This window comes from Streptacidiphilus jiangxiensis (assembly GCF_900109465.1).
Lineage (GTDB): Bacteria > Actinomycetota > Actinomycetes > Streptomycetales > Streptomycetaceae > Streptacidiphilus > Streptacidiphilus jiangxiensis.
Map to the genome: position 1 here is coordinate 134121 of NZ_FOAZ01000010.1, position 14952 is coordinate 149072.

General features: G+C 65.4%; 9 protein-coding genes. 5 read left to right on the forward strand and 4 right to left on the reverse strand.

From position 1 onward, the window contains the following. Positions 1-19 precede the first annotated feature (19 nt). Positions 20-2065, reverse strand: coding sequence for a hypothetical protein (locus BMY61_RS20330; RefSeq protein ID WP_042450266.1), 2046 nt, complete (start codon positions 2063-2065; stop codon positions 20-22). 196 nt (positions 2066-2261) lie between these two features. On the opposite strand from BMY61_RS20330, the gene BMY61_RS20335 reads away from it, so the two are divergent. The 5 genes from BMY61_RS20335 to dcm all read left to right on the forward strand — a co-directional run bounded on the left by BMY61_RS20335 (position 2262) and on the right by dcm (position 11523). Continuing rightward, positions 2262-3740 (forward strand): ATP-binding protein, encoded by a 1479-nt coding sequence (locus tag BMY61_RS20335; RefSeq protein WP_052438865.1) that lies wholly within the window; start codon positions 2262-2264, stop codon positions 3738-3740. Further along, entirely contained in the window at positions 3737-6604 is a 2868-nt protein-coding gene (locus BMY61_RS20340; RefSeq protein ID WP_052438866.1) for a Z1 domain-containing protein, read from the forward strand. The genes BMY61_RS20335 and BMY61_RS20340 overlap by 4 nt, the downstream gene beginning before the upstream one ends. Then, complete coding sequence (locus BMY61_RS20345) at positions 6601-7614, forward strand: PD-(D/E)XK motif protein (RefSeq protein ID WP_042450268.1); 1014 nt, start codon at positions 6601-6603, stop codon at positions 7612-7614. Before BMY61_RS20340 ends, BMY61_RS20345 begins: the two co-directional genes overlap by 4 nt. Next, positions 7601-9340: an AIPR family protein gene (locus BMY61_RS20350; RefSeq protein WP_052438867.1), complete on the forward strand. Its 1740-nt coding sequence runs from the start codon at positions 7601-7603 to the stop codon at positions 9338-9340. The genes BMY61_RS20345 and BMY61_RS20350 overlap by 14 nt, the downstream gene beginning before the upstream one ends. A 284-nt stretch (positions 9341-9624) precedes the next feature. Then, complete coding sequence (gene dcm / locus BMY61_RS20355; RefSeq protein WP_236656086.1) at positions 9625-11523, forward strand: DNA (cytosine-5-)-methyltransferase; 1899 nt, start codon at positions 9625-9627, stop codon at positions 11521-11523. A gap of 8 nt (positions 11524-11531) precedes the next feature. Here the strand turns inward: dcm and BMY61_RS20360 are convergent, their stop codons facing one another. From BMY61_RS20360 to BMY61_RS20370, 3 genes are all read right to left on the reverse strand, one after another. Further along, complete coding sequence (locus BMY61_RS20360; protein WP_236656087.1) at positions 11532-11951, reverse strand: very short patch repair endonuclease; 420 nt, start codon at positions 11949-11951, stop codon at positions 11532-11534. Between the two features lie 325 nt (positions 11952-12276). Next, entirely contained in the window at positions 12277-12654 is a 378-nt protein-coding gene (locus tag BMY61_RS20365) for a hypothetical protein (protein ID WP_042450272.1), read from the reverse strand. Positions 12655-13164: 510 nt separating this feature from the next. Then, positions 13165-14898, reverse strand: coding sequence for a hypothetical protein (locus tag BMY61_RS20370; protein WP_143094451.1), 1734 nt, complete (start codon positions 14896-14898; stop codon positions 13165-13167). Between the last annotated feature and the right edge of the window lie 54 nt (positions 14899-14952).

The window sequence follows — 14952 nt, forward strand, 5'->3', positions numbered from 1 at the left end:
GCTCTTTCCCATGAAGTCGTCACCCTTGAAACCAGGGAGGCGCTGCCATCCTGCGGGCATTGAATACTGCCTGCACCGGAGCCAGAACCTCGTGAAGCGACTCAACGGAGCCGTCCCTCCGTGCCTCTACAGAGGCCAACATGGCGTCGATCCGGGACGCAAGCTTCCGTGCGCTCTCATTACCGCTGAGCTCAGCCGCAAGAGCAAGACCCCGGCGGCAGTGCACAACGCACTCATGCAAGCTGGTCCGGGCCCTTTCATCGCCGGCTGCCAGTCCCTCGCCCAGCCTCGATGCCTCTCCAGTCACCTGCGCTGCGGCATAGGCGATGACATGGCGCACGGCTGGCACAGGTTCTGCACCGCTGTTGATCAAGGCATTCACTATCAAAGGAAACATGTCCTCCGGCGCCCGAAGCATCCCCTCGGGCGCCTCTGCCCATACCCGTTCAACCCAGTCGCGATCGATGGATATCGGCGTGAGATTTGGTGTTCGCTGCCGCACCAACCAGTGCGAGATGCCATGGTCCAGCTCCGCGGATCGGATGATCCCGAAACACAGTTGGAGAAAGCTGTCTGAGTCGAGAGACTGCACCACGAGCTCAAGGGTGCCGCCGGAGCGCCGGAGGTCGTGGACAGAGATGCCGCAGCCCCCCAGTGCTTCCAGGATGGCGAGGTTGCGCGCGGACTCAGGTGCGTTTGTCAGCCAGTCTCGAACTGGTGGCTTGGCGATGGCGAACGCGACCTCCACTCCGTGGTGAAACGCTTGGCATACCGCCCGAGCTCGCTCGGCTGACATGAAGAGGGTCTCTAGTGTGACGACATCTTCGCCGAGGCGTGCAGCGCCAAGATCGGAATCCCACCAGATATCGCGATGGGCGATCGCATTCCGCCAGGCGACTTGTATCACCGAGGCAAGCGCCTCGAACAGCCTGCCTTCTCGGCGCGAGATCGCGTCGTGGACAGGCCTTAGGGTGGAGTCGCCGGGGAGGCGCTGGCCCGCGAATGCGAGCGCGGCGATCGCAGTCCGCCGCGCGTCACCCTCGACAGCAAGCACGTAGGCGTTCGCCACGGATTCAAGCCTGTGCTCATCGTCTCGATCGCCCGATTCAAGTTCGAGATGGGCCTTGAAGAAGCCAGCGTGCCCCTGCCACATCATCCGTTCCCCGGCCCACTGCTCCTCCCAGGCTGCCATGAAGGCTGCCTCGTCGGTTTCGAGCGCCCCCAGGACCAGGTCCCTGGCGGCCACCGCGACACGATTCGCCACGAGAGGAAAGGATGTCGTGACCAGCGCCACCAGGTGACGTCGTAGCGACGGGCTCAGCACCACAGACGTGTCAATGAGGTGCGCCGACTGGCCACGAAGCCGACGATCAAGGTGGGTCTCATCCCGAGACCACGCAACCTCAAGCCTGGAGGTGAACGCCAGTCCTTGGCCGTCGACGAGCTCCCTGTCATCGATCCCGATCGCCCTCCGGACTGCGCCCTCCTCAACCTCCACCAGGGCGGGGACCTCGTTGATCGTCAACTGGTCAACTTCGGCGGAAACCTGTCCCGCCAGCGAGATCAACTGACGCCAGCCGGGCTCAGACCAGTCCTGCTTCTCGCATGCGGCGATCGCCCCGACAACGCGGCCGACCAGACTGACGTACCGGACCAAGCCCCTGCGCGGTGGGTCAGCGGTCTCGGGAGGCAGGAACCCCAGAATGTCGGCGTCGGCGACCATACGTCGAACGCTGGCGCGCAGTTCGTCGACTGCGCGAGCCAGACGCCGCTCCGTATTGCCGGCGGCCTGGGGCTCGTCCTCCTGTACGAGCTCCAACAGATGAGCCAGAGCGTCGTGAAGGTGGCCCCAAGAGACCAACAGGTCCGCCTCGGCCAGGACGGTGCGCCACTGGCCACTCGTGACGGCGATGTGCGCCCGTGTACGAGCACTGTCGCCGAGCAATTCGGACGCTGCGACGAAGAAGTCGGGGTCACGGCGCAGCAACCCTCTGACAGCGGACCTCCGGCCGGGACTCGCCAGGCCGTTCCAGACCGGCAACGGGACGATCGCTTCGTTGTCCACGAACGGATCATGCCACGCAGGCGATCACTCAGTCAGCGGCATGGAAGAACTGGACTGCCGCGGGTCTGGACGAAGGCATCCGCGTGGCCGTCGGTGCGTCAAGTCCAGCGATCCGCACATTCGTTCGTCTTGCCCTTCTTGTCAGAGCCCTCCTCTAATCTGCATATGCAGTTGGCTCGACACGAGGTGAGGTGTTGTGGCGCAGGAGACCACGCTGGGACTGCCGGTTCCCCCCAGGGCGTCTGCTCTGATGGAGAGCTTGCGTTCGTTCGGCTACGACATGGCCACCGCGCTCGCGGATCTGGTCGACAACAGCATCGCGGCGAAGGCAGCCCAGGTCCGGGTCGAGTTCTCAACCACCGAGGGACAGAGCTGGGTCGCGATCGTTGATGACGGCACTGGCATGGACGAGGGGGCGCTGCATGAGGCTCTGCGCTTCGGTGGTGAGGGCCCCACGGCATGGCGAGATCAGACCGATCTCGGTCGCTTTGGTCTCGGCCTGAAGACTGCGTCCCTGTCCCAGTGCCGCCTACTCACGGTCCTGTCTCGTACAGCGGACGGCCTCGCTTGTCGCTCCTGGGACCTTGACCACGTCATGCGGGTCGACGACTGGGAGGTTCTCCCCACTGCTGATCCCGAGGCGCTGCGCATCGCCGACGAGGTCGGCTTCTCCGGAATCGGCACGATGGTGCTGTGGAGGCAGCTGGATCATGCCGGCGAAGGACGCGTGCTGGCGCAGCGCCTCGGACAGGCGCGTGTCAGGCTGGCAATGTGGTTCCACAGGTTCCTGTCCACCGGTGTGCTCGACCTCCGCGTCGGCCAGCGAAGTGTCCACGCCTGGGACCCGTTCTGGCGGAAGTGGATGGCCACACAGGACCTTGGCACGGAGTTCCTGGGCCCGGACGGGGAGGTGAAGGTAACGCCCTTCGTCCTTCCTCATCCCTCGAGACTGAGCAACCAGGACTTGGACCTCGGGGCAGGGCCGCGCGGGTGGAACGCGCAGCAGGGGTTCTACGTGTACAGGCGGAACCGTCTCGTCTCAGCTGGTGGCTGGCTCGGGCTCTCTGAGCTCACCATCAATCCCCAGGCGCGACTTGCCCGCATCGAGGTGGACATCGACCAGCACGCTGACTCGTCGTGGAAGGTCGATGTGCGCAAGTCCCGGGTGCTCCCGCCCTCCACTCTGGAAGCGGACCTCGCTCGGCTGGCCGGGGCTGCACGGGATGCATCGGTCCGTGCGTTCCGCCAGCGCGCCGTGACCCTCAACCGGAATCGCGGTGGAGAGATCACCTTCGGCTGGCTGCCGCGGCAGCGGGACGGCGGCACCGACTATGTCGTGAACCGGGAGCACCCTGTCGTGCAGGGTGCTCTGGAGGCGCCAAGCAAGGACAGCATCGAGGCGCTGCTCCGCCTGGTCGAGCGCACCGTGCCCGTAGGCCTGATCGCCATCGAGGCCGAGCGGGACGAGACGCGCACTCCGCAGGCTGCCCTCGAGCAGGCCGATGAGCAGGAGGTCCGCACAGAACTGACGGCCATGCTCGTCGGGTTGCCCGAGGACCCCAGTTCACGAGCCCGCGTTGTCAGGGCCCTCGCTTCAGTGGAGCCCTTCAACCGCTTCCCCGGCCTGGTGGCTGAACTGACCGCAGATCTGAGCACGGACGAAGAGGGAACATGAGCAACGACGACCTGAAGTTCGCTCTCACCATCGCCGAGGCGATGGTGATGGAGATCGATCGCTCGGCAAGGACCCGCGAGGCCCTCGTCAAGGTGGCGGAGGACGTACACGGCATCGTTCGTCTCATGCGCCCAAGCGTCACGGCGGAGGACATCACGCGTGCCCTTGAGGAGCGCTTCAACGTCTGGACTCCCCGGGAGGTGTGGGTTCTCGACCCGGACAAGCACGACGAGTGGTTGGACAAGCGACAGTCCGACATCGAGTGGCGCTACTGGGACCGGTACAGGAACTGGTTGTCTCACAGGAAGAGCTGGAAGCCGGCGACGGTCGAGGCGCTGAGTGAGTCCACGAACACGGTCCTGTCCCTCCTGGAGGATCCACAGCGTCCGGGGAGCTGGCTGACACGGGGACTGACGTACGGCCAGGTCCAGTCGGGCAAGACCGCCAACTACACCGGCCTCGTCTGCAAGGCGGTCGACGCCGGCTACGACGTGGTGATCGTGCTGACCGGGGCGCACGAGAGCCTGCGGCACCAGACCCAAGCCCGACTTGACCTTGAGTTCCTCGGCTTTGACACCCGGTTCATGCGCGAGCGCACGGCCGGCTCCAACTACATCGGAGTCGGCAACCTCGACATGACGGAGCCGCCTCTGTGCATGTCGATGACCACGCAGAACCGGGACTTCAACTCGAACACGCTGGAATCGACGCCTGTCGACCCTCGACGAGTTCGACTTCTCGCTGTCGTCAAGAAGAACGCGCGCATCCTGGAGAACCTCCGCGACTGGCTCAGGAGCCACGGGACCGATCAGCCGGACGGCAAGAAGGTGATCAACGGGCTTTCGCTTCTCGTCATCGACGACGAGGCCGACTACGCGTCCGTGGACACCAAGAAGCCTCGGAAGGGTCGCACTGCCAGCGACCCTGAGCATGACCCGACCGCGATCAACCGCTGCATAAGGGAGATTCTCGCGGCTTTCGAGAAGCGAGCCTACGTGGCGTACACGGCGACGCCGTTTGCGAACATCTTCATCTCGAACGAGACGGACCATCCCGCCCACGGCGACGACCTCTTCCCGAGGAGCTTCATCGTGGCTCTCAATCCGCCCTCCAACTACTGCGGTCCCGAGACGGTCTTCGGGCTGGACGATCGGACTGCGGACGAGGTCCGCGAGCCGCTGCCCGTCATTCGCCTGGTGGAGGACGAGTCCCGCTGGCTGCCCGACGACCACACGAAGGACCACGAGCCGACCGGTCCGCTCCCCCGTTCCCTGGTGGACGCGATCGACACGTTCGTGCTGTCGACGGCCACGAGGAAGGCACGGACGGCTGAGTACGGGGCGGCGCCCGGCCACAACACAATGCTCGTCCACGTCACCCGGTACCGGACCACCCAGGTGGCCGTCGCGCGGCAGATCACCTCGCACCTGCGGGAGATGGACAACCTCTGGGGGGACCACGGCACTACGGGACAACAGCTCCGCGCCAGGCTCCAGATCTTGTGGGAGGCGGACCAGGTGCCGACCTACGACAAACTGCGAGCGCGGGAGGACCTGAGCGGCCTGGTCGGCGAACCCGTCGACTTCGAGCAGGTCCTCGCCCAGATCCCGGGTGTGCTCGAGGAGTGCGTCCAGGGCGTGAAGACCATCAACGGCCTGGCGAGCGATGTCCTCGAGTACGAGTCGAGCACTCCCGCGACGGTGATCGCCGTCGGTGGGGACAAGCTCTCCCGCGGACTGACTCTTGAGGGCCTGACCGTCTCCTACTACCTGCGCGCTTCCAGGACCTACGACACGCTCATGCAGATGGGCCGATGGTTCGGGTATCGCACCGGCTACCTGGACACGACCCGCCTCTACACCACCGGGGCCCTGGTCAACGCCTTCGTCCATGTCACCCGGGCAAACCGCGAACTGATGGACCTCGTGTCGTTCCTGTCCGAAACGAACAAGCGCCCTGCTGACGTGGGTCTGCGGGTACTCGACGGCTACGAGAAGCTCCAGGTGACCGCGGCCGCGAAAATGCGGAACTCCACCGTGATCTCCCTCTCCTCCGCCGGCCAGCGGCCCGAGACGCTCTTCATGCGGACAGGCCGCAACGACGTCGCCGAGAACTACGCCCGGCTGGAACGTCTGGTGGAGGACATCCGCGACTACGAGGATCTCGAACACGCGCGGCGATACGGCAGCACGGGGTTCTTCCGGACAGGCGTCCCTGCCCGGGTCGTGACCGAGTTCCTCGACGGCTTCAGCGCATCCGGGAGGAACCTCCAGGCCTCACCTGTCCTGCTCAAGCAGTACATCGAGCAGCAGGTCGCCCAGGGTGAGCTCACTTCCTGGACCGTGGCGGTGACCGCCGGTGCCTCGGCCCACCAGCGAGTGAGCGTCGGAGGGGAGACGTTCAGGCAGGTCACTCGTACGCCGCTGGTCAACAACCTGTCGGAGGGAAGTGACTTCCCGGTCGGCGTGCTCGTCAGCCCCGGCCACGAGGCCATCGGACTCTCGCCCGAGGTCTACGACCAGGCGAAGGCGGCCACCAAGGTGGACTTCCGGGTGAACGGCCGGGGCGGGAAGGAGCCCGTGCGCCCGAGCGGTCAACAGCTACGCCGACACCGCGATGCCCGCGAAGGACTGCTCCTTATCTACCCCGTGGACGGGACCAACGTTGAGTACGGCGATGGGCTGCCGCAGGTGGAGCGAGCCGGGACTGATGGGACGACTCAGCGGCTGCCCTTGGTGGGCTATGCGCTGTCTCTACCGACGTCCGAGACTGCCCTTTCAATCAAGTACCGCGTCAACGAGATCTACCTCAAGGAGCTTCAGGGGCTGATCGCGGACGCCACGGACGAGTCGGAGGAGTCGTGACGAGCCCCAGCGCAGCCCAGATATCAGCGCTATTCGGTGATCTCGATGCGGGGACGCCCGCAGAGCCCGGCAGCGTACGCCGTCGTCTGCCGTCGGCCGTGTCGCTTGATGTCTTCGCGGAGGTCAGGTATCCCGAACGCGAGTGGGCGCTGCTCATCGACAGCGCCGAAACGCTCCAGGACCGGGACCTGGTGCTTGCGAACGGGCTCACCTGCTCGATCCAGAGCGGGAACGTCCAGGTGGTTGCCCAGCCGAGCACAGATCGCGGGGTCTTCTCCGCCCTGCTGGCCGACCTGCTCGCTCACCTCGCGAGCACCTCGGCGGCACCCGCCACGGCGGTCACCCGGCGTCTCACCACCTGGCAGAGGATGCTCGGCCGAGGGCTCGGACAGGTTCTCGGTTCTGAGGAGCGGGCCGGACTCTTCGGGGAGCTGCTGCTGTTCAGAGACTTCGTGGTCCCCGCAGCACCCGCCAGCGCAGTCTCAACCTGGTCGGGTCCTCGCGGCGGGGCGAAGGACTTCCTCTGGGGGGACTGGGGCCTCGAAGCCAAGACGACCGTCAGCAGCCAGCGATTCCCCAGGTGTCGGATCCATGGGGAGGAGCAGCTGAGCACCGCCTCCCTCGGTTCCCTGCTGTTGGCGCACCAGACTCTGCGCAGGGACTCGACGGGGCTCGGCCTTCCGGATCTGGTCGACGAGCTTCGGGCGCACCGCGCCTTGGCCGACCAACTGGCGGAGCTTGAGGAGGCCCTGCTGGAGGCTGGCTGGGTCGAGAGCCATCGCCGGCACTACGAGGACGAACGCTGGGTGCTCGCGAACCGCAGGTTCTACCGCGTCGAGGACGGCTTCCCACGGGTCATCAGCACGATGCTCCCTCCAGGTATCTCCGGCATCTCCTACAATCTGGACCTGCGGCTCTGCGGCCCGTTCCAGGTCGACGACGAGACGGTGCGGGAAACGCTGAGGGGCGGAGCAAGCCGCTTGGGGGAGGAACACCTTGTTCGAGAGTGACCTCCGGGACTTCGCCGAGGACCTCCACGAGACCGCTCGCGCGAGCTTCGGGGAGTCGACGGGCACGCCCTACTACAACGACTCCTTTACGGAGGTTGTGGGCACCTACCTGATCGAGGACGGCGCCCTCGAAGACGTCGAGCCCTGCTACTTCCGGAAGGTGACCGAGACCGGTCGCGGATCGATGGAGGTCTTCGGCTACCACGTTGGCCGCGGCGGAACCGTCCTGGACATCGTGACTGCGGAACCGAACCGCAAGGCGGAGGTGCTCCGGAAGACCGACGTCCAGCGGGTCCTTCGTCGGGCCCGCAACTTCGTGGAACGCTGCCGGCAGGGAATCCACCTGGAGCTGGCCGAGACCGATCGCGCCCACCCCATGGCACTCGCGATCAACGGCGCCTGGCCCGAGCTGACCAGGGTGAGGATCTTCCTGGTCACGGACGGGCGCGTGACCGTGGACGCATGGGAAGAGGAGGAGATCGCCGGTCTCAGGTGTACCTACGAGCTCTGGGACATCGAGCGACTCTACCGGCTCGCAACCTCCGGCCGCCCGGAGGAGGACACAGTCATCGAGCTCGATCCGCCGCTGGCGTGCCTGCCGGTGCCTGGAGACGAAGACTACTCGTGCCTCCTGACCGCGATTCCCGGAAGTGTCCTCGCCGGGCTGTACGACACGCACGGCGCCAAGCTGCTGCAGCGGAACGTGCGGGCCTACCTGCAGGCCCGCACGAAGGTGAACAAGGGCATCGGCGAGACGGTCAGGAACTCCCCTGGTCGCTTCCTCGCGTACAACAACGGCGTGTCGGCGACTGCCAGCGCCGTGGTCGCGAGCTCAACCAGCGGCGGATTCCACGAGGTCAGTCAGCTGGTGAACCTGCAGATCGTCAACGGTGGTCAGACCACGGCCTCGCTCCACCATCTCTGGAGTCGCGACCCTGGGAGCCTTGACGGAGTGTCGGTGCCTGTGAAGATCACCGTTGTCGGCTCCGACGCTCTCGACGAGCTCGTCTCTGAGATCTCGCGGTGCGCGAACTCCCAGAACGCGATCAAGGAAGCCGACTTCCAGGCCAACGGCCCGTTCCACGTGGCCCTTGAGAGACTGTCCCGATCGCTCTGGGTGCCTGCCCGCGAGGGCAGCACCGTCCAGTCCCACTGGTACTACGAGCGGGTTCGCGGCCAGTACCAGGTGGACGTGAGCAGGAGAGACAGAGGCGCCCAACAGCGAACGTTCAGGGCGGAGAACCCAGCCGCCCAGAGGTTCGGCAAGACTGAACTCGCAAAGTACGAGCTCGCGTTCCTGAGGCGTCCGCACACTGTGACCCTGGGACGCGAGAAGTGCTTCCAGATATGGACCTCAGAGGTTCTTGGCGGCTCGGCTGAGCCGGTGATACCCGACCGTGAGTACTTTCAGCGCCTGGTCGCCAAGGCGATACTCTTCGAGCGCACAAGGAAGATCATCCAGTCCATGCGACTCGGAGGCTACCTCGGTCCCACTGCCACGTACGTCGTGTCGCTGGTTACCGACCGCTGCGAGGACCGGATCGAGCTCGACGAGATCTGGCAGACACAGAACCTTCCACCCTGGCTGATCGACGTCGTCCCGCATCTGGCTGGGGATGTTGTTCGCCCCCTCCTCGTGGATGCTCCGGAGGCGGCAAACGTCACCGAGTGGTGCAAGAAGAGTGCCTGCTGGGATCGCGTCCGAGAGTGCAGCTGGACCCCGTGACATCCACACGAGCCTGATCGTTAGGATGTACGACCAGGCAACCATCTTCCAGATGTTCCGGACACTGCGTACCGATAGGCCGTCCGCCGAGGCGGACCAGATCGGACGAGCAGAGTCCGCGACAACCGTGCGCGCCGAACTGCCGAGACCACAGGGCGGTTCGGCGCTTCTGGTTGATTGCCATGGGGCATCTGTGGTGTCGTGGTCCTCGTCATACGGTGTGGAGCGGAGGGTGTAGGGTGTCGGGCCGGACTCGTGCGCCGGGAACCTACGGGGTCCGGTTGGTGCGCAGCAAATACCTCCCACTGGAGCCGCACCCCGATTCCTGCACGCCCGACACCTTCCGCGAGTTCCTTAGTCGCCACGAGGGCGAGCCGCTCGCAATTGATCTTTTCTCGGGCGCCGGGGGGCTCAGCCTCGGCCTCAAGCGCGCTGGCTGGACCGTTGCCGCCGCAGTCGACAAGGACGAGCGGGCGTTGGAGACCCATCGCCACAACTTCCCGGGCATGAGTTTGGAGCTCGACCTCGGAAGCCTGAGCGACCGCGAGAAGCTCCTGTCCCTCTTCGAAGGCGTGAAGGTCGACCTTGTCGCCGGTGGCCCGCCCTGTCAGCCCTTCAGCCGGGCGGGCAGCGCGAAGATCCGAAGTCTCGTCGAAGCCGGTGTCCGCGAGGAGCAGGACCTCCGCAAGGAGCTCTGGCGCGCCTACATCGACATCGTGCTGGCCCTGAAGCCACGGGCCGTGCTGATGGAGAACGTCCCGGATATGGGCCTTGCGGACGACTTCCGCGTGATTCGGATCATCGAGGAGAAGCTCGAGCGGGCGGACTACGCGACCCAGGTCCAGCTGGTGGACGCATGGAAGTTCGGCGTCCCCCAGCATCGACGCCGGCTGATCCTTCTGGCGCGTCTGGACTCCCAGGAGTTCCGTTGGCCGGCCCCCAGCCAGAGGCATGTCACGCTCCGTGATGCCATCTCGGATCTCCCTCCCATTCCGGAGAAGGAGACCGGGGAGCGTGAAACCCCCTACCCGTCCCGGCAGAAGCTTTCCGACTTCGCCAAGGTCATGCGGCAGGACGCGGTCAAGGGCCTGGTTCACGACCACATGACCCGTCCAGTGCGGGACGACGACCGGGAACTCTTCTCGCTGATGGACGAGAAGAGCCTCTACTCGGACCTCTATGAGAAGTACAAGGACGACCCCGACAAGGCGCGGCTCTTCCGGTACGACACCGAGCACTTCACTGACAAGTACAACCGGCTCGGCTGGAACGAACTGAGCCGGACCATCACGGCCCACATCGCCAAGGACGGGTACTGGTACATCCACCCGGGGCAACCCCGGACCCTCACCGTGAGAGAGGCTGCGCGGATCCAGACGTTTCCGGACGCCTTCCGCTTCGCCGGCATGCGGAGCGACGCATTCCGGCAGATCGGCAACGCGGTTCCCCCGCTCCTCGGTGCCGCAGCCGCTCTCGCGGTCAGGCAACATCCCGAGGACTCGGCGACCGAACCACTCCATCCGTTCTGGCGGACCGTCCGAAAGGAACTGACGGGCTGGGCAACGGTTCTCCGGGAGGACGATGGCTGGAGCCTGCTGCCTGGCCCTGAGATGGGAGCCCCCCAGGCAGCCGTCGCTGCCCTGCTCAGCACCGGGCGAGGCGGCCCATCGAGCACCGCAGAGGCAATGGCCCACGTTCGTGGCCTCACAAGCATCACGCGGGCCGTCTACGCGAAGCTCCTGGCATGCGCTCCGAATGCGGCGGCTCGTAAGTCCCTGGAACGCCTCGAAGGCATCGCCGGCAAGCGCAAGCCCTGGGAAGATCCCGAAAAGGTCATCGAAGCCCTAGCCTTCAAGCCGAACGAGAAGTCCGTGTTCAGGCTCCTGATGAACAACGACCTCCTGCTCGCGTCGCAAGGGGCGATCCGTGTCGCTGAGCGGGTCGCAGGCATAAGCCTCAGAGCCAGCTCGGGGGACGAACCGGCTAACGCCCTCAACGACGGCCGGGTGAACCTCTCGAAACTGGTCGGTGCAGGCGACGAGGCACCGCTCCGGATGGCGGCGGTCAGGCTCCTGAGCCTGACCGAATGCCGTGCCGCCGGCCCGAGCTGCACCAAGTGCCCGCTTCAGTCCCTGTGCGCAAGCGAATCCGTTCTGTCGGAGGAGCAGGAAGCTCTCTTCTGAGGAGGGCCTCATGCTTCTCCCTTGGCAACCGACTGAACCCGATGCGCAGCGCCGGTCGGATCTCGACGGACCTGACACTCCCAGAGACGGACCACCGTCCATCCGCCGGCCTCGGCAACGGCGTTGTTTCGCTGGTCACGCTCCCTGTTGGTCTCGATCTTCTGTTTCCACCTGTCGGCATTGGGTCCCCGAAACTCGGTCGCCCCGTGCTCCGGGCATCCGTGCCAGAAGCAGCCGTCGACGAAGACGGCCACCTTGTATCTAGGCAGTACGAAGTCAGGTGTGCATCGGGGCGCAACCGGAACGTGCAGCCGGAAGCGGAGTCCGAGCGCGTGGACATGCTGCCGGAGAAGCACCTCGGGCTTGGTGTTGCGGGTGACACGCCCGCGAAGGTGCGCGCCCGCAGCCGTGCTCACCCACTCGTCCACTTCTTTCCTTTCTCTCCTGCCTGAGCCGGGTCCCCCCATCAGTACACGCCAGCCCAATTCTGCATGTCCGGATTCGCCGCCATTCGCCGTTGGCGTCCATGCCGTAGGCCAGCAGGATGGGGGCGGTTGGAGTCGGATGCCCCCTGTCGGCGACGGCTGAATGAGCCGCCGCCGACACCCCGAACGGGGCGAGTGAGCCAGCACTGACCCACCGCTGGTCAAGATGTACTCCCAGGGCGTCAAGTCAGGTGAGTTGCCTGGCAGGCCATGTCCCTGCTTGGCCACCTACTCTGGGCACTTGGTGATACGGCAGAGACAGGCAGTCTCAAGCGGTACCCACGTCAGCGCTCTCATTTCCCCAGTCCCACTTTCCCTTCATCTTGGTCACCAGCCGAGCGAGCTCGGGGTCAGTCGCGATGCTGGGGTTGTTGATCAATGCAACGAGGGTGTGAACGAGGGAGCCCTTGCGAATGAGGCGGAAAGTATCTGCTGTGCTGATCGCATCCAGGGGTGGATACGCGATCAACCCGACCCCATCAAGCGCTCCAGCAAGGAGACGGGCCCGCTCGCCTGTCAGGCGGTCTTCCCCCGTCACCGCGCGGAAAGCATCCGTGACGTCAGAGCGGTGCATGGTCTGCCAGGCCCGGCCACTCAGGGCCGACATAAGGATCTTTGCAATGGACGCGTAACTATCAGAAGGCATAGCTCACCCTCCACAGGTTGCCGACTGGAATTTCGAGCAGCGAGACCGCCCCTCGGGAATTCAGTAGAGCACCACACGCGCCCCGCGCGCAAGGGGGTCGCCGAATTTGGAGTGCCTCATGCGATGCCGCACACAAACATACAGGTCAGAGGCTTGCGTGCCATCGCGCGCGTGTATCCACGGTTTCTTTTCGACTGTTTCTTAAGTAGCTTCTCGCGATTATTTCGCCGATAGTTCTTCGTAACGGTTCCCCCGTAGTTAGTCGCAATGGTTTTCCGTAGTAGTTATTGCTAACGGGATCCGTTAGAAGTTCGGCGTAACGAGCCTCTTCGCAGCTTCTCGTAACAGTTCCAGGCGTGGATACACGCTTGCGGGTTCCTGAAAACGGCCAGGGAGTGAAAGCACTGAGGCCCGCTGGTAGGACAGCGGGCCTCAGTGGAACGAGCACTTCGCGTGGCCTTGAGCACTTCTGGTGCGCAAGCCGGCACGGCGCGCTGCCTTCTGGTGACGCTAGAGTGCAGGATCCCAGTAACCGACCCGGTCGCCCTCGGGGTCCCCGAAGAGGTGCCACCTGGACAGGTTGCGGTTCCAGTGCTGGCAGGCGGTCTCGGGGAGGAGCAGGCACCCCAGGTCGGCACCCTCGCTGCTGAGCATGCAGTTCGGATCGTAGAGACAGGAGTCGTTTTCCTTCGCCCGCGTCACGACGGCGTCCAGGTTCTGCTCGATCACCGTGCGCAGGGCACCGAGGCTGAATTCGGCCCCACCGTTGGGGTAGAGCGCGAAGGCGAGGTCGTGGGGGAAGAGGTACTCCGACAGGCTGGTCTCGCTGTATCCGCTGTCCACGGCCAGAGCGCGGAGCAGCTGGTGCGCAAGTGAGTGCAGCAGTCCGAAGAGCTCGTAGACGGGCCCCTCGGGATCCCCTTCCGCCGGCCGCGTGTCCCGGTGGAACACCTCTCCGTCCCCTTGGCCCAACAACTGGAGCAGCCAACGTCGGACTCCTCCGGCGTCCATCAGCGCGGCATTCGTCACGAGGCCGTTCCGCACCAGCCAGCGGTGGACCCGCTCAGGATCCAGCTGGAAGAGGAGGGCCTCGGCCTGGGTGGGGTTCGCGTAGAGCAGGGTGCTGACGGCCGCCCCACGGCCAGCACGGCCGCGATACGGGACCAAATCCGCCTCGTCCGGGGTGAAGCCCGTCCGGCTGTACCCCACGGCGACGTAGGTGACAGGGAGGTCACCGATGAGGCAGCTCGTTGCCGGATCGAACCCTGCGTTCACAAGGGCCCCGCGGTAGCGGTTGTACAGCCGGAGCCGCTCGGGGTTCCGGGCCTCCCGCTCCAAGCGGTCAATGTCGACGCGCTCGAGGTTGAGAACCCTTCGGAAGGTGTGGAGCTGGGTCGCTATCTGACGGACAGCGTCGCTGTCAGGCTCAAGACCGAGCGCCTTGCGCACCTGGTCCTTCAGGACGCCGACATCGACAGGCATGAAACGGGCTCGCAGGGCACGAGCTGCATCGTGCAGTCCGTTGGCCTCCATGACCTCGATGCTCGAGAGCACCTCCGGTGGAACGTCAGTGGTCAGGCCGTCAGTGAGCCTTCGGAACTCATCCTCGGTGATCTCCTCCAGCCAGCGTCCCAGGACGGCAACCGTGTAGGTGGGAGCGGCCGCTCTGCGCGCCTCCTCCGCCGACGTCGCGTTCACGAGGGTGAACCCCTGGCCGACGTGGGCGGCGCCGGCCGAGTGCAGCAGTGGCTGCATGTACTTGTCGGAGTAGCTGCAGCTCGGGTTGTTGCAGTTCCATTGAACGCCGTAGGGAAAACCGCAGGTCATACACTCCCAGCGAAAGTCCCGGAAGCGGCTGGCTCGGTCGTCGAGCTTGAACGTGGTGTGGTTCCTCGGGCAGGAGCGAGGGGGCTGCATCTGGGCCACCTCGCCGCACCGGTGGGCGAAGACGAACTGGAGCTGCCGGTTGCCGGCCTTGTTGCCACAAGCCGGACAGGCAGGCGGCCAGTCGTCCACGCCGGGGCGCGGGTCCGACGCTGTCCAGACAAGACCACACGCCACCCGCGCGCACCGCACCACACGCGGCCAGACCCGGCAGAACACCTTGCCGGGGATGACCACCTCGTACTGCCGGTTGCCCAGTCCGCCCTCCTGGGGGAACTCCGGTGCCCGGTCGGCACCCTGGGCGGATGCTCGTCCCGCCGACCTCCAGCGGGAGACGAAGCGCACCGCCTCGCCGACCAAGTGTTCGCGGTCGAGCAGCGGCCCTTCGAACTCCTCGTCACGTCCGTACTGCAC

What these genes read in the sequence shown, in the direction of transcription:
- BMY61_RS20365 (WP_042450272.1), bottom strand. Translation starts at nt 12,654, where the DNA reads ATGCCTTCTGATAGTTACGCGTCCATTGCAAAGATCCTTATGTCGGCC.
- BMY61_RS20340 (WP_052438866.1), top strand. Translation starts at nt 3,737, where the DNA reads ATGAGCAACGACGACCTGAAGTTCGCTCTCACCATCGCCGAGGCGATG.